Consider the following 21,285-nt stretch of genomic DNA (forward strand, 5'->3'; position numbering starts at 1 on the left):
TGTCATTCATGAACTTATACCCTCAAAAGAAAAAGGAAAGACTTCCTTTCGTACCTTTCCTCTTACTCGCTGCTTGTGTGATTATTTTTGGTAAGCTACTGCTTGTTTGATAAAGTCCTGAATCGGCTCTCCTTGGTGGAGAGCTTTTACAATTTTTGAACCGACGATAACGCCATCTGACACCGCATTGAAGCGTTCTACATCGGCTTGACTAGACACACCAAATCCTGTCAAGACTGGGATGTCGGCTACTTGATGCAATTGTGCCAAGTGCTTGTCCAAGTCTGCACGGTAATTGCCTGACTTCCCTGTCACTCCATTGATGGCAACGGCATAGACAAAGCCTTCTGCTCCCTTGATCAACTCTTTTTGACGCTCAATTCCTGTTGTCAAACTAACTAGAGGTATCAAGGCAATGTCTGTGTCTGTCAAAAATGGCTCCACAAAATTGGCATGCTCATGAGGCAGATCTGGGATAATCAAGCCCTTAACCGCTGTATCTGCCAAATCTTTGACAAAGTTCTCCACACCGTACTGAAAGAGGGGGTTGAAGTAGGTCATGATGACCAGTGGAACCTCTGTTTGAATGGTTTTCAAGGTTTCCACCAAAGCCTGAGTAGACGTTCCGTTAGCTAGACTGCGCAAGCCTGCTTCTTCGATCACAGGTCCATCTGCTACGGGGTCTGAAAAGGGAATGCCCACTTCAATTGCAGAGACACCCAAATCTTCTAAAAAGTGGATTGTTTCAGCGAGACCATCCAGACCTTTCTCATGGTCTCCAGCCATGATATAAGGAACAAAAATTCCTTTTCCAGCTGCTTTGATAGCATTTAATTTTTCTGTTAGTGTCTTAAGCATGAGCTTCTCCCTTCTTTGCTGCATCTACTTCCAAGCGGTCTTTGACTTGAACTACATCCTTGTCCCCACGACCAGATAGGCAGACAATCATTGACTTGTCTGGACCAAGTTCTTTGGCCAATTTCACCGCGAAGGCAATGGCATGGCTAGATTCCAAGGCTGGGATAATCCCTTCCACGCGAGACAAGAGTTGGAATCCTTCCAAGGCTTCCTCGTCCGTCACAGGAACATAGATGGCACGTTTGATATCGTGGTAGTGAGAATGTTCTGGACCGATACCAGGATAGTCCAAACCTGCTGAGATAGAGAAAGCTTCAAGAATTTGACCATGGGCATCTTGGAGCACATCCATGAGGGAACCGTGAAGGACACCCGGACGCCCCTTGGTCAAGGTAGCTGCGTGGTGCTCTGTATCCACACCAAGTCCAGCTGCTTCAGCCCCATACATGGCTACAGACTCATCTTCTACAAATGGATGGAAGAGGCCGATAGCATTAGAACCACCACCAACACAGGCTACTAGGGCATCTGGTAAATCTTGACCTGTCAAATCACGGTACTGTTGTTTAGCTTCTCGACCGATGACACTTTGGAAGTCACGGACGATTTCTGGGAATGGATGAGGTCCCAAGGCAGAACCAAGGATATAGTGGGTATCGTCGATGTTAGCCACCCATGAACGAAGGGCTGCATTGACCGCATCTTTAAGCACGCGCGAACCATCTGTCACGGCCTCAACCTTTGCTCCCAAAAGCTCCATTCGGAACACATTAAGGGCTTGACGTTTGACATCTTCCTCACCCATGTAGATGGTACATTCCATGTTAAAGAGAGCCGCAGCTGTTGCAGTTGCCACACCGTGCTGACCAGCACCTGTTTCAGCGATAATTTTCTTTTTGCCCATGCGTTTAGCAAGCAAAACTTGTCCCAAGGCATTGTTAATCTTGTGGGCCCCTGTATGGTTAAGGTCTTCCCGTTTGAGGTAAATCTTAGCTCCGCCAATATGCTGGGTCAAATTTTTTGCGTAGTAAAGAGGAGTTTCACGTCCTACGTACTGGCGCAAAAGTTGGTTCAATTCCTCTTGGAAGCTTGGGTCTGCCTGACTTTCACGATAAGCTTTTTCCAACTCCAAAACTGCTGTCATCAATGTTTCTGGGACGAAACGTCCGCCAAATTTTCCGTAAAATCCATCTTTATTTGGTTCTTGATATGCCATGCTTTACCCTCTCTATAAATCTTCTAATCTTTTCATGATCTTTTTGTCCATCCGTCTCCACTCCGCTTGATACATCGACTGCATAGGGAGTAAAGTGTCGAATTGCTTTTGCTACATTGTCTTCCTTAAGCCCACCAGCGATAAAGAAAGGCTGAGCTAGTTCTGCCGTATCCAGTTGACCCCAGTCAAAGGTCTGGCCACTCCCTGCCACAGGGGCATCAAAGAGTAGATAATCTGCTTGAGAATTGGGGATATGCCCCTCTCCATCCACCTGCACGGCCTGAATACTGCTACAAGGCAAATCTTCAAACAACTCATCTGCCACCTGACCATGAACTTGAACCAAGTCCAAGCTAACTTTGTCAATTGCTTCTAGCAATTCTGCTCGACTTGGTGAAACAAATACACCAACCTTTTTAACATTAGCAGGAATGAGCTTTGCCAGCTCTGCGGTCTCTTCCAAGGTCACCTGCCTTTTACTAGGTGCAAAGACAAAACCAATGTAGTCTGCCCCTGCTGAAACAGCTGTCTCTACCGCTTCTTTGGTCGATAGGCCACAAATCTTAACCTTTGTCAATCTGCAACTCCTTGATTCTCTGGGCTACATCTTCTGCCTGCATGAGAGCTGTTCCCACCAAAATTCCGTTAAAGTATGGTGCTACTCGTTCCGCATCCTGCCCTGTGAAAATGGCAGATTCAGAAATGTAATAGCGACCTTCCTCAAAGTGCTGGGCCAAGTCTACACTGGTCTGCAAGTCGACTTCAAAGGTGGTCAAGTTGCGGTTATTAACCCCAATAATCTGGGCACCCAGTCTGTGGGCCACCTCTAGTTCAGCTAGATTGTGGGTCTCCACCAAGACTTCCAGACCAAGCTCTGTCGCGTAATCATACAGTTCCTTGAGGCGTTCTTCCGACAAGGCCGCAACGATGAGCAAGATAACTGTCGCGCCGGCATTGCGAGCACGGATGATTTGCTTTTCATCGATGATAAAGTCCTTGTTGAGCGTTGGAATGTTTACCTGACTGGAGATCTCACGTAAATAATCCAAATGCCCTTTAAAGAAAACTTCATCTGTCAAAACAGAAATCATTACTGCGCCGTTTGCTTCATAAGTCTGGGCCTGTTGCACAATATCTACATCGAGATTGATATCTCCCAGACTAGGGCTAGCTTTCTTGACCTCAGCGATGACCTGCAAACGGCCTTGATGTTGTTTTAAATAGTCAGCCAAGCGATAGGTCTGGCGCAAGGGCTGGATTTCCTCCAGCTTCATTTGCTCAACTTCACGCGCCTTCTGCTCCAAAATTCGTGCTAAAAATTCCTGACTCATTTTTGGTACTCCTGTAACAGTCTGAGTTTTTCAAGGGCCTTACCACTGGCAATCACTTGACGGGCCAAGGCAACTCCTTCCTTGATACTATCTACCTTACCATTAGCATAGAAACCAAGGCCAGCATTTAAAACTGTCGTTTCCAAGAATGGACTTGATTCGTTTTGAAGAACACTAAGCAAAATCTCTGCATTTTCCTGAGCATTCCCTCCACGAATATCTTCAATAGCGTAGCGCTCCATCCCCAAATCCTCTGGAGTAAAGCTTGACAAGGTAATTTCACCATTTTCAAGAAGAGCAATCTTGGTTGTTCCGTTCAAGCCAGCTTCATCCAGCCCTTCTGGTCCAGCAACTACGATAGCACGTTTGCGACCCATATTTTTCAAAACCTGAGCTGTACTTTCTAGCAGTTCTGGACGACTAATCCCAAGAAGCTGTGTTTCCAAGGCCATTGGATGAATCAGTGGACCAGTCAAGTTCATGATCGTTGGAATTCCTAGTTCCAAACGAGCTGGCATGATGTATTTCATAGCTGGATGCATATTTTTAGCAAAGAGAAAGACGATGCCAGTTTTATCAAAGACCTTACCTAGTTCAGCTGGTTTGAGGTCAAGATTGATGCCCAAGGCTTGAAGGACATCTGCAGAACCTGATTTAGAAGAAATCGAACGGTTTCCGTGCTTGGCCATGTGAACACCGCCACCAGCCAAGACAAAGGCTGCAGTTGTGGAAATGTTAAAGCTGAAAGACTTGTCTCCACCAGTACCACAGTTGTCCATGGCATCATGAATCTCAGTTGGAATATGTTGGGCATGCCCTCTCATGACTTGTGCAATAGCTGTGCGCTCTTCCGGTGTTTCCCCCTTCATCTTAAGGGCCAAGAGGAGAGAAGCAATCTGCGCTTCGGTTACACGCCCAGTTACGATGCGCTCAATGACATCCGTCATTTCCACACCTGATAAATTTTCAAATTTTGCTAGTTTTTCAATAATCTCTTTCATCCTAGTTTTCTCACTTTACAACATTCTCGATAAAATTCCGAATAGAAGACAAGCCATCTGGCGTTCCGATACTTTCTGGATGGTACTGGAAGCCATAAATCGGTAGACTTTTGTGTTGAATTCCCATAATGGCCTGGTCATCAGTCGAACGAGCTGTCACTTCAAAGCCTTCTGGCATTTCTTCAATCAAAATGCTGTGATAGCGCATGACTGGACGACCATCCTCAATGCCTTGATAGAGAACAGATGGCGCTTCAAAGCTGATATGGCTCTGTTTCCCATGCATGACTTTTGGAGCCAAACCTAGCTTCCCACCAAAGACTTCTGCGATGGCTTGGTGACCCAAACAAATCCCTAGAATCGGCTTCTTGCCGGCAAAGTCACGAATCATGTCTTCCATCTTTCCAGCATCAACTGGCCAACCGGGACCAGGAGAAAAGACCAGACCATCTGCTTTTTCAGCTTCTTCATACAGCTTGGGATCATCATTTCTCAAGACCTGCACTTCTGCAAAACTCCCAATGTACTGGGCCAAGTTATAGGTAAAAGAATCATAGTTGTCAATCAATAAAATCATGGTCTTAGTTCTCCAATTCTAGTCATAGATTTAGCCTTGTTAATGGTTTCTTGATATTCGTTTTGAGCAATAGAGTCATAGACAATCCCTGCCCCAGCCTGAACATAGGCTTTTTGATTTTTGAGAATCATAGTTCGGATGGCGATGGCGAAGTCCATATCACCCGTCGCAGACAAGTAGCCGATTGCTCCTGCATATACGCCCCGTTTTTCCGTTTCCAGTTCATAGATGCGTCTCATGGCCCGAATCTTTGGTGCTCCTGAAACTGTCCCAGCTGGAAGTGTAGCTTTCAAAGCATCCATGGCAGTGAGTTCGGGAAGCAAACGCCCTTTCACCACGCTGGTCAAATGCATGACATAGCGGAAGAGCTCCACTTCCATATACTTGGTGACTTGGACACTGGCTGTTTCAGAGATGCGACCAATATCGTTACGCCCCAAGTCTACCAACATCCGATGCTCTGCTGTTTCCTTCTCATCAGAAAGCAGGTCTGTCGCCAAGGCCTTGTCCTCTTCATCCGCTGTGCCTCTTGGTCGCGTACCTGCAATCGGATTGGTTGTCACGATACCGTTTTTGACAGAAACCAAACTTTCAGGACTGGCACCGATGATTTGATAATCCCCAAAATCATAGAAATAGAGGTAATTAGATGGATTGGTCACTCGAAGATTCCTATAGAAATCAAATGGATTTCCAGTAACTTCTGCTGAGAAACGCTGACTGAGCACACATTGGAACATATCCCCGTTACGAATCAAGTCACGAGCTGTTTCGACCATTTGCTCAAACTTCTGAGGAGCGATATGCGGTTTGAAGTCGAGCGGAGATAAATCCAAATCTTCAAATTCATTTGGAGCAGGGATGCGTAATTCCACAAGCACTTGGTTCAAGGATTCTTTCAAGTCTTCTTGACTGCGCTCGCTATAGAGAGCATCCTCTATGACATGAATTTTTTCCTTCTTGTGGTCAAAGACCATATAGCTCTCATAGACAAAGAAATGCATGTCTGGCGTCCCAATGGTATCCTCAGGGATTTGTCCAATTTCTTCATAAAGAGAAATCATATCGTACCCCACAAAGCCAATAGCTCCCCCACCAAAAGGTAGGTCTGAATGGTGCTGGCTCTTATGAGTCACTTCATAAAGGAAATCCAAAGGATCCCGATCAATCACTTGACCATTTTGATAAAGGACTCCATTTTCAAACTGAATCTCAAAAACTGGATTATAGGCTAGGATAGAAAAACGAGCGGTTTCCTTGTCTCTCGGAATACTCTCTAAGATAACCTTGTGTTGCCCCTTTAGACGCATATAAGCCAATATTGGTGATAAGACATCTCCATGAATGATTCGTTCCATTGTAATTTCCCTTTCAGTTCTAATTCTAGTCCGTGGCGACTGTATGAAAAATCCCCACGCAAAATAACTTGCGTGAGGACGAAATTCGCGGTGCCACCTCAATTATAGGATTTCTCCTATCTCTCATTCCTGTCTTAGAAAGATTCTGTAACAGGCTGTGCGATAAAGGGCACTCCCTTGAGAATTATGTTTTCTTCTCTCGTTTCAGATGGACCCAACCTTACAGTTTTCTCTGCTTGTTTCCAGCAACCACAAGCTCTCTGGGAGAGAAAAGACTGTAATTTTTCCATCTCTTATTTTTTAGCTTCTAGGTAGTCTGCAATCGCAGCTACGTCCTTGTCTCCACGCCCAGAGACATTGATGATGATAATCTCATCTTTACTTAGTTTCGGTGCACGTTTAACTGCTTCTGCGATCGCGTGCGAACTTTCAATCGCTGGGATAATCCCTTCTGTCTTACTAAGAAGGAGCAAGGCTTGAACCGCTTCTTCATCTGTCGCTGCCACATATTCTACGCGGCCAGAATCTTTAAAGTAGGCGTGTTCTGGACCAACCCCTGGATAGTCCAAACCAGCTGAGATAGAGTAAACTGGCGCCAGCTCTCCATCTTCCTTAAAGACTGCATAAGTCTTCATACCGTCGACAATTCCGACACTACCTTTTGTCATAGTGGCTGCGTGCTTGTCTGTGTCAAGTCCGTGACCAGCGGCTTCTACCCCAATCAATTTGACTTCTTCATCAGCTACATACTGTGAAAAAGCACCGATGGCATTGGAACCACCACCTACACAGGCAATGACGTAGTCTGGTAAACGGCCTTCTTTTTCTAAGATTTGACGACGAGATTCTTCACTGATGACCTTTTGGAATTCATGAACAATTGTAGGATAAGGATGAGGACCTACAGCAGATCCCAAAACGTAGAAGGCTTCAAGATCATTCATCCATGCTCCAAAGGCTGCATCAACCGCGTCCTTGAGAGTTCGAGTTCCCGTTTCAACCGCGTGAACAGTTGCTCCCATCATCTCCATGCGGAAAACATTGAGGCGTTGACGTTCCACATCTTCTGCCCCCATGTAGACATCACAGGCCATACCAAACTTGGCTGCAGCCGCTGCTGTCGCAACACCGTGTTGACCAGCTCCTGTTTCCGCGATCACTCGTTTTTTGCCCATACGTTTGGCAAGAAGGATTTGCCCTAAAACGTTGTTAAGCTTGTGAGAACCCAGATGGTTCAGGTCTTCGCGCTTGAGATAAATCTTAGCGCCACCTAAGTGATCTGTCAAACTTTCCGCAAAATAAAGCGGTGTTTCGCGACCTGAATAATCCTTCAAGTAATGGCGAAATTCTGCCAAAAATTCTGGATCATCCTTGTATTTGTCAAATGTCACTTCCAACTCATCCAACAAAGCCTGAATCGGCTCCGGTACAAAACTACCACCAAATTGTCCAAAATATCCTTTAGTTGTCATAAAATTTTCCTCTTTCAGTATTAATTTAAAGATATGAAAAAAGCCCACACACAGAATCTACTTCCGTGTGAGGGCGTTGGTAACGCGGTGCCACCTCAATTATAAAGGGACTATCCCCCCTTACATCTCTGCCTTGTCTAACAACAAGTTGCACTGTAAGGTGTGCGCACCGAATTTTCATTGTTTCAAATTCATTTTTAAAATCAGCCCACTTTCACTACTTCCAACCACCTGTTCACAATCACCACAGGCTCCCTGAAGATCAAACATAGTTACTTTTCTGATTTATTGAGAATATTATATGTTATTGTTCTATCTTTGTCAAGATTTTTTTATGATTTTTTTCCAGAACCGAGGATTTCTTCGGAAATTCTCACCAAAGTCTTAACGATATAGTCGACTTCATCATCGCTTAATTTTGTATGAAGAGGGAGCGTAATTTCATTTTCAAAGAAGGCATAGGCTCTTGGATAATCTGCCATATCGAAGCCAAGATTCTTATAGGCTGTCAAGAGAGGAAGTGGTTTGTAATGTACGTTACTTGCAATTCCTGCTTTAGCCAATTCTTGGATGATGAGGTTGCGTTCTTCTAAGCTTGCTCCTTCTACATGGGTGATGTAGAGGTGACGACAAGATTCGACAGTATCAGTCTTGTGTGCCAATGGGTGAATACGAGTACCCGCAAAACCACGATCATAGCGGTCCACGATGTCCTTACGACGTTGCAACAAACCAGGGTAACGATCCAATTGTACCAAACCTATCGAAGCCATGATATCCGTCATGTTGCACTTGTAGGCAGGGGTTACGATATCGTATTCCCATGAGCCCAGTTGCATCTTGGCAAGAGCATCTTTGGTTTGACCATGAAGGGAAAGGATTTGGAATTCCTTGTACATTTCTTCGTCGTCAATCGCTGGATTGGCTTTCCAAGTCGCACTTCCTCCCTCAGCTGTTGTAAAGTTCTTAACAGCATGGAAAGAGAAGGAAGTGAAGTCAGCGATAGAACCAGCTGGTTGTCCTTTGTAAGTAGATCCCAAAGCATGGGCACTATCAGAGACAATCACAATACGGTTAAAGGCCTTTTGCCACTTGCTAGCAGCTGTAAAGAGGTCACGTTTTTTCTCAACAACTTGGAACAAACGGTCATAGTTGCAAACAATCCCTGCAAGGTCTACTGGGATGATCACCTTAGTCTTTTCAGTGATGGCTTGCTCAAGAAGGTCATAGTCCATCTCAAATGTATCTGCTTGAATATCCACCATGACAGGTGTCGCTCCTACGTGTGTGATGACACTACATGAAGCTGTATAGGTCATGGCTGGAACGATGACTTCATCACCAGGGCCCACTTCCAAAACACGCAAAATCAACTCAAGAGCGGCTGTCGCAGAGTTGAGGCAGACAGTCTTAGATGTCTGTGTGTATTGGGACAAGCGACGCTCCAGTTCTTTTGTCTTCGGACCTGTTGTGATCCAACCAGAACGAAGGGTATCCGCTACTTCAGCAATTTCAGCTTCGGTAATATCGGGTGGTGAAAATGGAATATTGTAATTTGGCATTGATTTGCTCCTTTTATCTGTACTCATTTTCTCATGACTACTTTATTTTAGTACCTCAAACACGGTTTGAAACATGATTTTGATGTCTCCAAGGAAACTAAACTCTCGGAGATAGGCGAGGTTATAGCGCATCTTTTCAGGAAGGACGTGTTCGACATAGGCCTGTTCAACTGACAGACCTTTCTCCGTCATTTGACTGATGATCGTATCCTCATCCTTGTAGTTGATGCTGGCTGGAGAGGTGATTCCTGCTGGCAAGAGCAAGGTCGCCATCATTTCAGGACTATACTGCTCCGTGTAGCGTGGCACCTCAGGTCGTGTCCCAACAAAGGACATCTCGCCTTTAAGGACATTGACTAGCTGAGGTAGTTCGTCCAAACGCACACGGCGAATGAAATTTCCCACTTTGGTAATACGGCTATCGTTAGCAGAAGTCACTAGGCTTCCTTTTTTATCCGCATCCGTCACCATAGTACGGAACTTCCAAATCTTGAACGGACGGTTGTACTGGGTCACGCGCTCTTGCTTGTAAATGACAGGTCCCTTGCTATCCAACTTGATCCAAATACTCAAGATGAGAAAGATTGGGGAAGTCAAAATCAGTAAAACCAAGGCCAGAACCCAATCCAGGTAACGCTTGAAAATCAGCGAACCCTTCCTTTTAGAGACAAGCTGGTAGTAAGACTCAACCTCGCTTGATTGCATTTCCACGGGCAAGTCTTCCCATTTCAGCATGCTGTTTCTCCTTTGTTTTTATTATACTATTTGTCAACATTTTTCATTATACCACAAAATGGAAAAGGCGGTGCAAGAAATCTGTAATTTAGAGGAATTCTTCTTTAGGTAAGAGCCCCTGCCTGCAAACTATACATCTTGTGATAGGTTCCTCCCAAGGCCAAGAGTTCCTCATGGGTTCCACTCTCAATGATGCGTCCCTTGTCCAAAACATAAATGCAGTTGGCGTCCTGGATGGTCGAAAGGCGGTGGGCGATGGCAATGGTCGTCCGCCCCTGTCTCATCTTGGCTAGGGAATCTTGAACCAAACTTTCTGTTTCAGAGTCAATATTGGCTGTCGCTTCATCCAAAATCAAGATTTTAGGCTGACTAGCAACTGTTCTAGCAAAGGCAAGAAGCTGACGCTGGCCAGTAGAAAAGCTCGAACCACGCTCGGAAACGGGGGCATCATAACCCAGCGGAAGATCCTGAATAAAGGAATCTGCATCAACAAAGGCAGCCGCAGCCTGGACCTCTTCATCACTAATGTCTTGATACATGGCAATATTGGACTTGATGGTTCCATGATAGAGGAAGGGATCCTGTAAGACTAGACCGATGTTCTTTCTCAGCTCTTCCTGACTGTAGTTCCTGATATCCACACCACCCAAGAGAACGCGGCCTGACTGAAATTCATAAAAGCGCATGAGGACATTGATGATAGAGGATTTCCCTGAACCTGTATGCCCTACAAAGGCAATGGTTTCACCCTTCTTAACTGAAAAGGAAATATCATCCAGGATCGGATGTTTACCATCATATGAGAAACACACATGTTCAAAACGGATATTGCCTTCTTGGACTTTGGCTGGTCCATTTTCTTGAAGAGGCTCATAGGTCTTCTCGTCAATCAAGGCAAAGACACGGCCTGCAGACACCATGGACGTTTGAAGAGTTGAAAAGTTTTGCGTCACCTCAATCAAGGGATCAAAGAGACGGTTGATGTACTGGATAAAGGCATACATGGTTCCGGCCGTTATCCCAATAGAAAGACCACGGTAACCAAAGTAGGCCATCAAAACTGTGTAGCCTAGGAGTTTCAGCAAACTCATGGCAGGTCTTAAAAAGAGGGCATCCAAGGCTACAGAACGGTTGGCATAGACCAAGTGTTCTTGGTTAATCTCATCAAATTCTGCTTGCAGGCGCTTCTCTTGATTAAAGGCCTGGATAATCCTGATTCCCTCGATATTCTCTGCCAGCTTACTATTGATATCCGACAAGAGACTTCTGGTTTTTTCGATGATTTTCACTGATTTTTTCCGATAGAGATTGACCAAAAGGAAAATCAAGGGAAGAAAGAGCAAGACTAAAGCTGTCAAACGAAAATCCAGCATCAACATGGTATACAGGGTTGTCAGAAAGATGAAAACTGCTGAGATAAAGCTGGATAGAATCCCTGAAAACATATCACTGATGGTCTCGGTATCATTGGTCAAACGAGAGACGATGGAACCTGCTGGCGTCTTGTCAAAATAAGACATGCCCAGTTTCTCCATATTAGCAAAGGTATCGCGACGAATATCTCTGACAATACTGTAGGACACCCGCGCAAAGAGAAGATTTCCGACATACTGGACCAGAGTTTGTAGGATATAGAGGCCATAGTAGGCCAGCAAAACGGTCACGGCCAGTTGGTTAAGATTGCTGAGGTACTGGTCGATAAAGTGGGAAGCTACAAGGGGAATGACACTTTTAATTACCGTCGTCGCTAGGAGAAAACTGAGTGCCAAAAAGGTCAGGAGTCCATAGGGCTTGAGATAGGACGTCAAGCGCTTCAATACAGCCCATTGTTCTTTCTTATTCTGCATCTTCTTCTCCTTTCATTTCCAACTGCTGAGACTGGTAGGTTTGGGCATACCAGCCACCCAGGGCTAGCAAGTCATCGTGCGTGCCCCGTTCGATAATTTGACCATTTTGTAGAACCAAGATCAAATCTGCATGGACAACTGCACTGAGGCGATGAGCCGTGATAATGGTTGTCTTGTCTTTGCGAGTCTCCTTGAGATTGTCGATAATCGCATACTCTGTCTTGGCATCCACGGCGGACAAGGAATCATCCAGAATCAAGATATCAGGGTCTAAAATCATAGCCCGACTCATAGCCAGACGTTGCTTTTGACCACCTGATAGACTAACTCCTTTTTCACCAATCAGCGTGTCAAATCCCTGAGGCATGTCTACAATATCTTGGTAAACTTGAGCTAGCTTAGTCGCTTCCTCGACCGCCGAAAGGGACAAATTAGGATTTCCAAAGCGGATATTGTCTAAAATCGAAGTCGCAAAGAGAAACTGGTCCTGAGGAACATAGCCCATGAGACTACGAAGGTCCGTCAGACGATAGTCCCGAATATCGTAACCGTTTAGGTAAATGGCTCCCTTATCCACATCGTATTCACGCAAGAGGAGTTTGATCAAAGACGTTTTCCCAGAGCCTGTCTGCCCGACTAAGCCTAGGGTTTGTCCTTTTTCCAGACTAAAGTGAACATCCGTCAGTGTTTCCTCATTTTCAAAGGCAAAACTATCAATATCGTACTCCAAGCGTCCATTTTCAATACCATCCAGAGGAAACTCAGGGTCTTGTACAGGTGATTCCTGAGACAAAAGATTTTCAATCCGTTGGTAAGAAACCTTTCCTCGCTGAGTGATATTAAAGAGGAAGCCAATGGCCATAAGAGGCCAGACCAACATATCCAAATAGCTGATAAAAGTGACCAAATTCCCAACCGTTATCTGTCCTTCCTGAACCATCAAGGAACCGACCAAAAGGGTTAAGACATAGGATGAACCAACAAACAAGAGAACCATGGGGTCAAAGAGACTGTCGTATTTCATGGTTTGGAGGTTCTTTTGGAAGGTCAATTCATTGACCGCTTGAAAGGACTTCAACTCATCCGCCTGATAACCGAAAGACTTGGTCACCTTGATACCTGATACAGACTCCTGTACCTTGTTATTGAGTTCAGAAAAGGCAGCTTGTGACTCACCAAAGGCCTTGTGGGTCTTTCTCCCTAGACGACTGGTTGCATAAGCCATAAAAGGCAAAGGCAGAATGGCAACCAAGGTCATTTGCCATGAAATGCTAAAAAGCATGGTCAGCAAGGTCACCAGAGCCGTGATAGAGGCATCCACTGCTGACATGACTCCGCCACCTGCGAGACGAGTTAGGGCATTGATATCATTGGTGGCGTGTGCCATCAGGTCCCCAGTCCGATAGGTTTGATAAAAGGCTGGAGACATTTTTGTGAAATGCTCAAACAAGCGAGAGCGCATAATCTGTCCCAAACGGTAGGAAGTCCCAAGGATATACATACGCCAAACATAGCGCAGATAGTACATCCCAAAGGCCGCAAGAAGCAAGTAAAATAGGTCAAGAAGGAGGGCCTGCTGGGTTAATTGCCCTGATGTGATAGCATCAATGACTCGTCCCATAACCATAGGTGGAATGAGATTGAGAACGGAAACCAAAACCAGGGCCACAATCCCGACTAGATAACGGCGTTTTTCTAACTTGAAAAACCACCAAAGTTTTTGAATAATGGACATAACATCCCTTTCTGATTGCAAATAGAAACCTGAGGCCAAGACCCCAGGTTTTTCTTATTCATAGGTTACGACTGTGACCGCACCCTTGTCATACTCAGCGATAAAGATATTGGCTACATTGTCATGCCCTTGCTTGCTGAGGTTATCAAGCAACCACTCTTCGTTACGACCAATCGACTCCAAAACATCGACTTGTATCACACCGTCAGTCACAACTGGATACTTAGGATTTTCATCCCCCATTTGGACCACGATGAGTTGGCCATTTTGCTCCTGCACAGCGCATTTGACCTGTTTCATCTGGAAAATCCCTTGGCTACGAAGTTTGAGAGCAACTTCTGCTGCAGACAAACCAACTGAACGACAGGCTTCTGGGTCAATCTGCCCATTTTTGATAAGGAGAGTTGGTTTTCCATCAATCAAGCGTTTGACAAAACGAACATTGTTATTGAGCCACTTGAGGGTCAAGACCAAAATCGTCCACATCATCAAAATCACTGCGTACTGCAGAATGCTAATAGAACTATTGTAAATCACCCCACCGATAATACCACCGAGAACATAGTTCTGAATTTGGTCTGTCGCAGAGTTAGGCGCCAGATTTCCCTTTCCTGTCACATTGATAACAAAAACAAGCGAGAAAAGACCCAAGGCCAGTTTGATTAAAATTTCCATATAATTGAGTGTCATTTATTTACCTCCACCAATTCAATAGCGTCTGTTTGATGCAATTCTAATTTCTCTAAAAGATACTTGTCTGGTTGGCTCCCGTTCATGGCGCGGTAGAAATTTGGACCTACCTTGACAAGCGCTCCATCAGTGGCTGCAGAAGTATTGACATAAACTTCTGATTTATCCACTCCCAAGTCTTTGGAAACAACCTCTATGAAATGAAGTGAAGTTTGAAATTGGTTGTTAGAGGCTTGATTGGTCTGGTATTTTGAGATTGTCACCAAAAGCATGGCCACCAAGGTCAAGGCCAAAATCATGACCAATTCCCGAAACTTAGTCCCCTTTTTATCTCGATAGGCTTTAAAAGCAAAAAATCCTGTGATAGCTAGGAGCACAATCCCAAAGCCAATCATGATGCCATTTTGCTGACCAATTTGGCTGAGGACATAGTCATATGAGTAAAATTTCATTTATTTTCACTCCCTTTCATAAAATCATTCTTAATTATAAACGAAAGAGAGTGATTTTTCAAGCCATACGTTGGGGAAATGGACCTTTTTTTGGTATAATAAAATCTATAATCTGAATGAAAAAGGTAACTTTATGAAACTCATCTCATGGAATATTGATTCCCTCAATGCTGCCCTAACTAGTGACTCAACTCGTGCCAAATTGTCCCAAGAAGTACTACAAACCTTGGTCGCTGAAAATGCTGATATCATCGCTATCCAAGAAACCAAGCTTTCTGCCAAGGGTCCTACTAAAAAACACTTGGAAATTTTAGCTGAACTCTTTCCAAACTACGAAAACACGTGGCGTTCTTCTCAAGAACCTGCCCGCAAAGGCTATGCTGGAACCATGTTCCTTTATAAGAAAGAACTCACACCCACTGTCACTTTTCCAGAAATCGGTGCCCCTTCTACCATGGACTTAGAAGGTCGCATCATCACTCTAGAATTTGATGAATTTTTCGTGACCCAAGTTTACACTCCAAACGCTGGCGACGGCCTCAAACGTTTGGAAGAACGCCAAGTCTGGGATGTCAAATATGCGGAGTACTTGGCTGAACTAGACAAAGAAAAACCAGTCCTTGCAACTGGAGACTACAACGTAGCCCACAAGGAAATCGACCTTGCAAACCCTGCCAGCAACCGCCGTTCACCTGGATTTACAGACGAAGAACGTGCTGGCTTTACCAACCTCTTGGCAACTGGATTTACCGACACCTTCCGTCATCTTCACGGCGATGTCCCAGAACGTTACACTTGGTGGGCGCAACGCAACAAGACTTCTAAAATCAACAATACAGGCTGGAGAATCGACTACTGGCTCACTAGCAACCGCATGGTTGACAAGGTGACCAAGTCTGACATGATTGACTCGGGTGCGCGCCAAGACCACACACCCATTGTCATGGAGATTGATCTCTAAGGAGAAAGCTAATGGACTATCAAGCTGTCATTCCTGAATTTGTAGTATCTGACCTCGAAAAGTCACGCCACTTCTACTGCGACTTGCTGGGATTTTCTGTCGAATACGAGCGTCCAGAGGAGAAATTTCTCTTCCTCTCGCTTGAAGACTGCCAACTTATGCTAGAAGAAGGCAGCACAGAAGAATTAGCCCAACTAACCTATCCTTTCGGGCGCGGTGTCAATATTTCCTTTGGCATTGAAGATGTCCCTCAGCTCCTCCAAAAACTGCTGGAAGCTGACTATCCTATCCATCGTCCGCTGACCAAAAGAGAATTTCGAGTGGGAGATAGCTTTATTTACCCTCATGAATTTGCGATTTTGGATCCTGATGGTTATTTTTTAAGATTTAGTGAATAGAATAATAGAACCCTACAATACTGTATCTCGTTGTAGGTTTCTTTTTTGTTCGTTTTTTTCATTAAAACACTAACAAAATATTTGATTTCTAAAGCTATTTAGTGTAAAATAAAAACATTGGCAGTAGCCTGTTTAAAATTGAATATCATTTTACTTGTTTATGTCGTGAATTGGCACGACGTTTCTACAAGGTGCCGGAACACCTAACAATGAGTAAGTCTGCTGAGGGTATGTTTTTAGACATACCTATTTTGAGGGCTTGCTTATCTGTTAAGTAGGTCCTTTTTTCTAGCCCTTTTTGAGATGATAAAGGCGATAGAAAAACACAAAAGAGTTTAGACTTTAGGAGGTCTTATGAAATTATTAGAAGAGCGCATCCTTGAGGATGGCCATATCTTGGGTGACAACATCCTCAAGGTGGATTCCTTTTTAACCCACCAAGTTGACTTTAGCTTGATGCGAGAGATTGGTAAGGTATTTGCGGACAAATTCGCTTCTACTGGCATTACCAAGGTCGTAACCATTGAAGCGTCAGGCATTGCCCCAGCTGTTTTTACAGCTGAAGCCTTGAATGTTCCCATGATTTTCGCCAAGAAAGCTAAAAACATCACCATGAACGAAGGTATCTTAACTGCAGAAGTCTACTCCTTTACCAAGCAGGTGACCAGCACCGTTTCCATCGCTGGAAAATTCCTTTCACCAGAGGACAAGGTATTGATTATTGACGATTTCCTTGCCAATGGACAAGCTGCCAAAGGCTTGATCCAAATCATCGAACAAGCTGGGGCCAAAGTCGAAGCGATTGGTATCGTAATTGAAAAATCTTTCCAAGATGGTCGTGATTTGCTTGAAGAAGCAGGATATCCCGTCCTATCACTGGCCCGTTTGGATCGTTTCGAAAATGGTCAGGTCGTATTTAAGGAGGCAGATCTCTAATGCAAAAACAAGAAAAACATTCACAAGCAGCCGTTCTTGGCTTGCAACACTTATTAGCCATGTACTCAGGTTCTATCCTAGTTCCCATCATGATTGCGACAGCTCTTGGCTATTCAGCTGAGCAGTTGACCTACCTGATCTCCACAGATATCTTCATGTGTGGGGTGGCCACCTTCCTTCAACTCCAACTCAATAAATACTTTGGAATTGGACTACCAGTTGTTCTCGGAGTTGCCTTCCAGTCGGTTGCTCCTTTGATTATGATTGGGCAAAGCCACGGTAGCGGTGCTATGTTTGGTGCCCTTATCGTTTCTGGGATTTATGTGGTTCTGATTTCAGGAATTTTTTCAAAAGTAGCCAATCTCTTCCCATCCATCGTTACAGGATCTGTCATCACCACAATTGGTTTAACCTTGATTCCTGTTGCTATTGGAAATATGGGAAATAACGTCCCAGAACCAACTGGTCAAAGTCTCTTGCTTGCTACTATCACTGTTCTGATTATCCTCTTGATCAACATCTTTACCAAAGGATTTATCAAGTCTATCTCCATTTTGATTGGTCTCGTAGTTGGAACCGCCATTGCCGCTACCATGGGCTTGGTTGACTTCTCTCCTGTGGCTGCAGCACCGCTTGTCCATGTTCCTACTCCCCTCTACTTTGGTGTGCCAACCTTTGAAATCTCCTCGATTGTCATGATGTGTATCATTGCAACGGTGTCTATGGTTGAGTCCACTGGTGTTTACCTAGCCTTGTCTGATATCACCAATGACCCAATCGACAGCACGCGCCTTCGCAACGGTTACCGTGCAGAAGGTATGGCAGTACTTCTCGGAGGAATCTTTAACACCTTCCCTTACACAGGATTTTCACAAAACGTTGGTTTGGTTAAATTGTCAGGTATCAAAACCCGTCTGCCAATCTACTACGCAGCTGGTTTCCTAGTCCTCCTCGGACTCCTTCCTAAGTTTGGAGCCCTCGCTCAAATCATTCCAAGCCCTGTCCTCGGTGGTGCCATGCTAGTGATGTTTGGTTTTGTATCCCTTCAAGGTATGCAAATCCTCGCCCGCGTTGACTTTGCTAACAATGAGCACAACTTCCTTATCGCAGCTGTTTCAATCGCTGCAGGTGTCGGACTCAACAACAGTAATCTATTTGTCAGCATGCCAACAGCCTTCCAAATGTTCTTCTCAAACGGAATCGTCGTAGCCAGCCTACTTGCCATTGTTCTCAATGCAATATTAAATCATAAGAAGAAATAAGAAAAGAGGTACGAACCTCCAGATTGAAGAAAAGTTCATTTTGGACGATTTCTTCAATCTTTTTCTTTTACTAGAGAAAGCAAAAAGCTCTTAAAAATAGCATTACATCAGCATTCGTAAGAGTTTCTACTATATGGTAGCCAACCTTCAAAAGAGCAATTTTTTAATTACTTATAGGGTTTGTATACGTTCTGAGAGGTGTAAATCTCTTTTTTGTATATAGCTAATGAACAATTATAGTAAAAATAAATCTGCTAAAAATTCTTCTCTTAACATCTCTAAATTAAATACATTCGTAATGTGACTAAATGCTTCTGCTAGTGGTAAATGTGCTGTTTTCCATCCTTGACCATCAGTAACCCAAACAAATTCAACATCGTTATCTGAAGTAATAACAAATTGACTGAGTTCAGTAAACTCTCCAGCCACCGCTTTTAATTTACTTCCTCCTCCGCCATAGTAATTCGTTTCAATCAACCAAACCTTATGTTTTTCTCGGGAATAAACTGCAACATCAAATCTTCTCTCAGACTTATCAACAGGTACTTTAATCCCCCATTTATCCTTAATAAATTGGGCTGTAGCTTGTGCTTTCCATTCTAATTTTTGTTCCTGAGAAATTTTTGCTACATGTCTCTCTAAAATCCCCTCCATGGTTGTACCACTTCTATTTTTTCGAGCATTACTATCTAATCCTGATTCAACACCATAAACATAATCAACCAATGAACGATTTGCTTTTTTCTGCAAAAAATCTAATAATCCAGACTGTTTAACAAAATCAACATAATCTTTAATTCTATTTTTATCAATTTTAGAAAAATTCAAACTATCAAAACTCATATTATCGTTTTCATCTATTGTTAAAATATCTAAAACTTTATCACGACTTGCAATTAGACTAGGAATTGCTTTTAATAAATTAGGTTGTTTAGTGAATAAGTGTAGAGCTTCTGAATAAATATTATCTTTACCAATTAAGTAGTTTAATGTATGCAATTCTAGCTCATACCTCTTAGTCTCACGTTCAACTTTCTCCCAGTTTACATAATACTCGGGAGTACGATTGGTTACTGAAAGAGTATTTAAAAATTGTTTTAATCGGTCTTCATATGAAGAAGAAATATATTTTTGTAAGTTCATTACCGACACTCCTTACACCAAGATTGATTTCTAATATTATCATTCCCCATGTTACGGTATCCAAAATCATCAATTGACTTTTCTTCACCACAATGAGGACATTTTCTCGTTACCATACCATTGTTATAACTATCTGCATTAATTGTAACCTTTACCATTAATATATTCTCCTTTAACAATAATTTTTGTTATTATCCAATTCAATTCGGTCTTTCTCAATTTCATTTGTAAAGTACCATTTCTCTAATTCCTTCTTATGAATAAATAGAGCCCCATTATTAAATGCATTTGATTTGACCAATCTTTTTAATTCTTTTTCGTTACCAAATAAAACTTCTACATACCTGCCAAAGCAATGCACACGTCCTTTATAATTCTTAGAACCAATAATTTTAGGGTAGTTCAATTCTTCAATAACAGCAATATAGCTAATTATATTAATTAATTCCTGAAAATTATACTTTCCTATACTATCTAATTCAAGCAATACTACTTTTAGGGAGTTGACTCCTTTCTCTATAACTTCATAATTAAAGTTATTCATTTTTGCTTCTGATATTTTACTCAATTTTCCATCATATATAAAATAGTCTTTTAAAAAAATATTTATACTTGTTAAAGGATGTTTTGCTATAGTTTTCAAAAATATATAAATAATGTTCTTTACTAAACTGACTTCATTTTTTGTTTCTAAGCATTTTCTTATAATTTCTTGACAAATTGTTTCAAATTTTACATCTTCATTCCGATACTGAATTAAACAGTCATATGAGGTTCTCTTCAAACGACTTTTTGTATTCGATGCTGTGGCTTTAAACCCATAATATTTTAAAATAATACCTTGCGGAGTCTCTAAAAATTTTGATTTTGGTAGTTCCTTATTTTGAATAGCTTTTGTGAAGCCCTCTTCATCTAGTTTTTGAATTAAATCAATCCCAAATTCCTTGTATGTAGCATATTCACCTGTTTGAAGCATAAGATTCTCTCTCAATTCTTTGTTCTGCAATTTTTAAATATTCTTTTTCAGCATCGATACCTATAAATCTTCTACCTAATCGCTTCGCAACAACGCCCGTAGTGCCACTACCAACAAATGGATCTAAAATATAATCACCTTTTTTCGTAGAAGCTAAAATAATACGTTCTAATAGATACTCTGGCTTTTGTGTTGGATGCTTCCCAGCCCATTTCTCAGCTTTTTTCGTCAAAGCACCTGTCCAAACATCTTTCATTTGCTTACCATCATTTAGCTCTTTCATCAAATCATAATTGTAATAATGACGAGCTTTTTTATCATTTTTTCTTGCCCATAAAATAGTTTCAGTAGAATGAGTGAAATAACGACAGGATAAATTAGGTGCAGGGTTTGTTTTCTGCCAAGTAATGTTATTCAAAATTTTAAAACCTTCTTGCTCTAATGCCATTCCAACTGAGTAAATATTATGCAAACTTCCTGAAATCCAAATAGTCCCATTCGGCTTCAAAACTTCTTTTGCTAAACGAATCCATTTACGATTGAATTCGTGCTTTTCCTCAAAGGAAGAAATCTTATCCCAATCTCCTTTATCAACGGAAACAACTTGTCCCCCAGAATTAGATATCCCCCCGTTACTTAAAAAATATGGTGGGTCAGCAAAAATCATATCCATACTCTCGGGTTTCATTTTTGATAAAAATTTAAACGTATCTGCATGGACAAGAATCATCTTATTTTTATTGTAGTATGGTTTTGTCATCAGGACACCTCCATA

The 21,285-nt window shown here is 42.8% G+C and carries 22 protein-coding genes, 1 pseudogene, 1 riboswitch and 1 other annotated feature; of the genes and pseudogenes, 5 read left to right on the forward strand and 18 right to left on the reverse strand.

The features are described from left to right. Nucleotides 1-23: 23 nt before the first annotated feature. Nucleotides 24-110 (forward strand): annotated as a pseudogene (locus B7705_RS10150) (prepilin peptidase); the annotation flags it as partial. Here the strand turns inward: B7705_RS10150 and trpA are convergent. The 14 genes from trpA to B7705_RS08805 all read right to left on the reverse strand — a co-directional run bounded on the left by trpA (nucleotide 82) and on the right by B7705_RS08805 (nucleotide 14,834). Beyond that, complete coding sequence (trpA, locus tag B7705_RS08740; RefSeq protein ID WP_084949022.1) at nucleotides 82-858, reverse strand: tryptophan synthase subunit alpha; 777 nt, start codon at nucleotides 856-858, stop codon at nucleotides 82-84. The pseudogene B7705_RS10150 and the gene trpA overlap by 29 nt on opposite strands. After that, entirely contained in the window at nucleotides 851-2,074 is a 1,224-nt protein-coding gene (trpB, locus tag B7705_RS08745; protein WP_084949024.1) for a tryptophan synthase subunit beta, read from the reverse strand. The genes trpA and trpB (B7705_RS08745) overlap by 8 nt, the downstream gene beginning before the upstream one ends. After that, nucleotides 2,052-2,651, reverse strand: a complete 600-nt coding sequence (locus tag B7705_RS08750; protein WP_084949026.1) for a phosphoribosylanthranilate isomerase — start codon at nucleotides 2,649-2,651, stop codon at nucleotides 2,052-2,054. The genes trpB (B7705_RS08745) and B7705_RS08750 overlap by 23 nt, the downstream gene beginning before the upstream one ends. Then, nucleotides 2,638-3,405 carry an indole-3-glycerol phosphate synthase TrpC gene (trpC, locus tag B7705_RS08755; RefSeq protein ID WP_084949027.1) on the reverse strand — a complete coding sequence of 256 codons (768 nt, stop codon included), beginning with the start codon at nucleotides 3,403-3,405 and terminating at the stop codon, nucleotides 2,638-2,640. Before trpC ends, B7705_RS08750 begins: the two co-directional genes overlap by 14 nt. Next, entirely contained in the window at nucleotides 3,402-4,406 is a 1,005-nt protein-coding gene (gene trpD / locus B7705_RS08760; protein WP_084949029.1) for an anthranilate phosphoribosyltransferase, read from the reverse strand. Before trpD ends, trpC begins: the two co-directional genes overlap by 4 nt. 10 nt (nucleotides 4,407-4,416) lie before the next feature. After that, on the reverse strand, nucleotides 4,417-4,983 hold the full coding sequence (locus B7705_RS08765) for an aminodeoxychorismate/anthranilate synthase component II (protein ID WP_084949030.1): 567 nt from the start codon (nucleotides 4,981-4,983) through the stop codon (nucleotides 4,417-4,419). Further along, nucleotides 4,980-6,341 (reverse strand): anthranilate synthase component I, encoded by a 1,362-nt coding sequence (trpE, locus tag B7705_RS08770; protein ID WP_038804942.1) that lies wholly within the window; start codon nucleotides 6,339-6,341, stop codon nucleotides 4,980-4,982. Before trpE ends, B7705_RS08765 begins: the two co-directional genes overlap by 4 nt. A 71-nt stretch (nucleotides 6,342-6,412) precedes the next feature. Next, nucleotides 6,413-6,638 (reverse strand) — a binding site (T-box leader). Next, complete coding sequence (gene trpB / locus B7705_RS08775; RefSeq protein WP_009730495.1) at nucleotides 6,635-7,813, reverse strand: tryptophan synthase subunit beta; 1,179 nt, start codon at nucleotides 7,811-7,813, stop codon at nucleotides 6,635-6,637. (Overlaps the previous feature by 4 nt.) Nucleotides 7,814-8,145: 332 nt before the next feature. Then, on the reverse strand, nucleotides 8,146-9,375 hold the full coding sequence (locus tag B7705_RS08780) for a DegT/DnrJ/EryC1/StrS family aminotransferase (protein ID WP_162284890.1): 1,230 nt from the start codon (nucleotides 9,373-9,375) through the stop codon (nucleotides 8,146-8,148). A 42-nt stretch (nucleotides 9,376-9,417) separates the two neighbouring features. Beyond that, nucleotides 9,418-10,110, reverse strand: a complete 693-nt coding sequence (locus tag B7705_RS08785; protein WP_084949033.1) for a sugar transferase — start codon at nucleotides 10,108-10,110, stop codon at nucleotides 9,418-9,420. A 104-nt stretch (nucleotides 10,111-10,214) separates the two neighbouring features. Next, nucleotides 10,215-11,957: an ABC transporter ATP-binding protein gene (locus B7705_RS08790; protein WP_084949035.1), complete on the reverse strand. Its 1,743-nt coding sequence runs from the start codon at nucleotides 11,955-11,957 to the stop codon at nucleotides 10,215-10,217. Next, nucleotides 11,947-13,692, reverse strand: a complete 1,746-nt coding sequence (locus tag B7705_RS08795; protein ID WP_084949036.1) for an ABC transporter ATP-binding protein — start codon at nucleotides 13,690-13,692, stop codon at nucleotides 11,947-11,949. Before B7705_RS08795 ends, B7705_RS08790 begins: the two co-directional genes overlap by 11 nt. A 54-nt stretch (nucleotides 13,693-13,746) precedes the next feature. After that, a complete protein-coding gene (locus B7705_RS08800; RefSeq protein WP_000174450.1) occupies nucleotides 13,747-14,382 on the reverse strand; it encodes a DUF421 domain-containing protein in 636 nt (211 codons plus the stop codon). Then, entirely contained in the window at nucleotides 14,379-14,834 is a 456-nt protein-coding gene (locus B7705_RS08805) for a DUF3290 family protein (RefSeq protein ID WP_084880175.1), read from the reverse strand. Before B7705_RS08805 ends, B7705_RS08800 begins: the two co-directional genes overlap by 4 nt. 133 nt (nucleotides 14,835-14,967) lie before the next feature. Here B7705_RS08805 and B7705_RS08810 point away from each other — a divergent pair, with 133 nt between their 5' ends. The 4 genes from B7705_RS08810 (at nucleotide 14,968) to B7705_RS08825 (ending at nucleotide 18,391) form a co-directional block, all read left to right on the forward strand. Continuing rightward, entirely contained in the window at nucleotides 14,968-15,795 is an 828-nt protein-coding gene (locus B7705_RS08810) for an exodeoxyribonuclease III (protein ID WP_084949239.1), read from the forward strand. Between the two features lie 11 nt (nucleotides 15,796-15,806). Then, nucleotides 15,807-16,193, forward strand: a complete 387-nt coding sequence (locus tag B7705_RS08815; RefSeq protein ID WP_084949038.1) for a bleomycin resistance protein — start codon at nucleotides 15,807-15,809, stop codon at nucleotides 16,191-16,193. A gap of 134 nt (nucleotides 16,194-16,327) precedes the next feature. After that, nucleotides 16,328-16,423: riboswitch (purine riboswitch) on the forward strand. 124 nt (nucleotides 16,424-16,547) lie between these two features. Further along, nucleotides 16,548-17,129 (forward strand): xanthine phosphoribosyltransferase, encoded by a 582-nt coding sequence (locus B7705_RS08820; RefSeq protein WP_084949039.1) that lies wholly within the window; start codon nucleotides 16,548-16,550, stop codon nucleotides 17,127-17,129. Further along, complete coding sequence (locus tag B7705_RS08825; RefSeq protein ID WP_084949041.1) at nucleotides 17,129-18,391, forward strand: nucleobase:cation symporter-2 family protein; 1,263 nt, start codon at nucleotides 17,129-17,131, stop codon at nucleotides 18,389-18,391. The genes B7705_RS08820 and B7705_RS08825 overlap by 1 nt, the downstream gene beginning before the upstream one ends. A 234-nt stretch (nucleotides 18,392-18,625) precedes the next feature. On the opposite strand, the gene B7705_RS08830 is transcribed toward B7705_RS08825, so the two are convergent. Genes B7705_RS08830 through B7705_RS08840 form a run of 4 tightly spaced genes read right to left on the reverse strand, consistent with a single transcriptional unit; the run spans nucleotide 18,626 to nucleotide 21,270 of the window. Further along, the gene (locus B7705_RS08830) at nucleotides 18,626-19,534 is read right to left on the reverse strand and encodes a type II restriction endonuclease (protein WP_084949042.1); all 909 of its coding nucleotides are present in this window, start codon (nucleotides 19,532-19,534) and stop codon (nucleotides 18,626-18,628) included. Continuing rightward, nucleotides 19,534-19,692, reverse strand: coding sequence for a hypothetical protein (locus B7705_RS09830; RefSeq protein WP_193431908.1), 159 nt, complete (start codon nucleotides 19,690-19,692; stop codon nucleotides 19,534-19,536). Before B7705_RS09830 ends, B7705_RS08830 begins: the two co-directional genes overlap by 1 nt. 14 nt (nucleotides 19,693-19,706) lie before the next feature. Beyond that, on the reverse strand, nucleotides 19,707-20,510 hold the full coding sequence (locus B7705_RS08835; protein WP_084949044.1) for a hypothetical protein: 804 nt from the start codon (nucleotides 20,508-20,510) through the stop codon (nucleotides 19,707-19,709). After that, complete coding sequence (locus B7705_RS08840) at nucleotides 20,494-21,270, reverse strand: DNA-methyltransferase (RefSeq protein ID WP_162284891.1); 777 nt, start codon at nucleotides 21,268-21,270, stop codon at nucleotides 20,494-20,496. The genes B7705_RS08835 and B7705_RS08840 overlap by 17 nt, the downstream gene beginning before the upstream one ends. Nucleotides 21,271-21,285: the final 15 nt, after the last annotated feature.

The organism is Streptococcus oralis subsp. dentisani, from assembly GCF_002096685.1.
GTDB lineage: Bacteria > Bacillota > Bacilli > Lactobacillales > Streptococcaceae > Streptococcus > Streptococcus oralis_AD.

Excerpts from the sequence above, each read along its gene's own strand:
- trpA (WP_084949022.1), bottom strand. The coding sequence starts at position 858 with ATGCTTAAGACACTAACAGAAAAATTAAATGCTATCAAAGCAGCTGGA.
- trpB (WP_084949024.1), bottom strand. The coding sequence starts at position 2,074 with ATGGCATATCAAGAACCAAATAAAGATGGATTTTACGGAAAATTTGGC.
- trpC (WP_084949027.1), bottom strand. The coding sequence starts at position 3,405 with ATGAGTCAGGAATTTTTAGCACGAATTTTGGAGCAGAAGGCGCGTGAA.
- trpD (WP_084949029.1), bottom strand. The coding sequence starts at position 4,406 with ATGAAAGAGATTATTGAAAAACTAGCAAAATTTGAAAATTTATCAGGT.
- B7705_RS08765 (WP_084949030.1), bottom strand. The coding sequence starts at position 4,983 with ATGATTTTATTGATTGACAACTATGATTCTTTTACCTATAACTTGGCC.
- trpE (WP_038804942.1), bottom strand. The coding sequence starts at position 6,341 with ATGGAACGAATCATTCATGGAGATGTCTTATCACCAATATTGGCTTAT.
- trpB (WP_009730495.1), bottom strand. The coding sequence starts at position 7,813 with ATGACAACTAAAGGATATTTTGGACAATTTGGTGGTAGTTTTGTACCG.
- B7705_RS08780 (WP_162284890.1), bottom strand. The coding sequence starts at position 9,375 with ATGCCAAATTACAATATTCCATTTTCACCACCCGATATTACCGAAGCT.
- B7705_RS08785 (WP_084949033.1), bottom strand. The coding sequence starts at position 10,110 with ATGCTGAAATGGGAAGACTTGCCCGTGGAAATGCAATCAAGCGAGGTT.
- B7705_RS08790 (WP_084949035.1), bottom strand. The coding sequence starts at position 11,957 with ATGCAGAATAAGAAAGAACAATGGGCTGTATTGAAGCGCTTGACGTCC.
- B7705_RS08795 (WP_084949036.1), bottom strand. The coding sequence starts at position 13,692 with ATGTCCATTATTCAAAAACTTTGGTGGTTTTTCAAGTTAGAAAAACGC.
- B7705_RS08800 (WP_000174450.1), bottom strand. The coding sequence starts at position 14,382 with ATGACACTCAATTATATGGAAATTTTAATCAAACTGGCCTTGGGTCTT.
- B7705_RS08805 (WP_084880175.1), bottom strand. The coding sequence starts at position 14,834 with ATGAAATTTTACTCATATGACTATGTCCTCAGCCAAATTGGTCAGCAA.
- B7705_RS08810 (WP_084949239.1), top strand. The coding sequence starts at position 14,968 with ATGAAACTCATCTCATGGAATATTGATTCCCTCAATGCTGCCCTAACT.
- B7705_RS08815 (WP_084949038.1), top strand. The coding sequence starts at position 15,807 with ATGGACTATCAAGCTGTCATTCCTGAATTTGTAGTATCTGACCTCGAA.
- B7705_RS08820 (WP_084949039.1), top strand. The coding sequence starts at position 16,548 with ATGAAATTATTAGAAGAGCGCATCCTTGAGGATGGCCATATCTTGGGT.
- B7705_RS08825 (WP_084949041.1), top strand. The coding sequence starts at position 17,129 with ATGCAAAAACAAGAAAAACATTCACAAGCAGCCGTTCTTGGCTTGCAA.
- B7705_RS08830 (WP_084949042.1), bottom strand. The coding sequence starts at position 19,534 with ATGAACTTACAAAAATATATTTCTTCTTCATATGAAGACCGATTAAAA.
- B7705_RS09830 (WP_193431908.1), bottom strand. The coding sequence starts at position 19,692 with ATGGTAAAGGTTACAATTAATGCAGATAGTTATAACAATGGTATGGTA.
- B7705_RS08835 (WP_084949044.1), bottom strand. The coding sequence starts at position 20,510 with ATGCTTCAAACAGGTGAATATGCTACATACAAGGAATTTGGGATTGAT.
- B7705_RS08840 (WP_162284891.1), bottom strand. The coding sequence starts at position 21,270 with ATGACAAAACCATACTACAATAAAAATAAGATGATTCTTGTCCATGCA.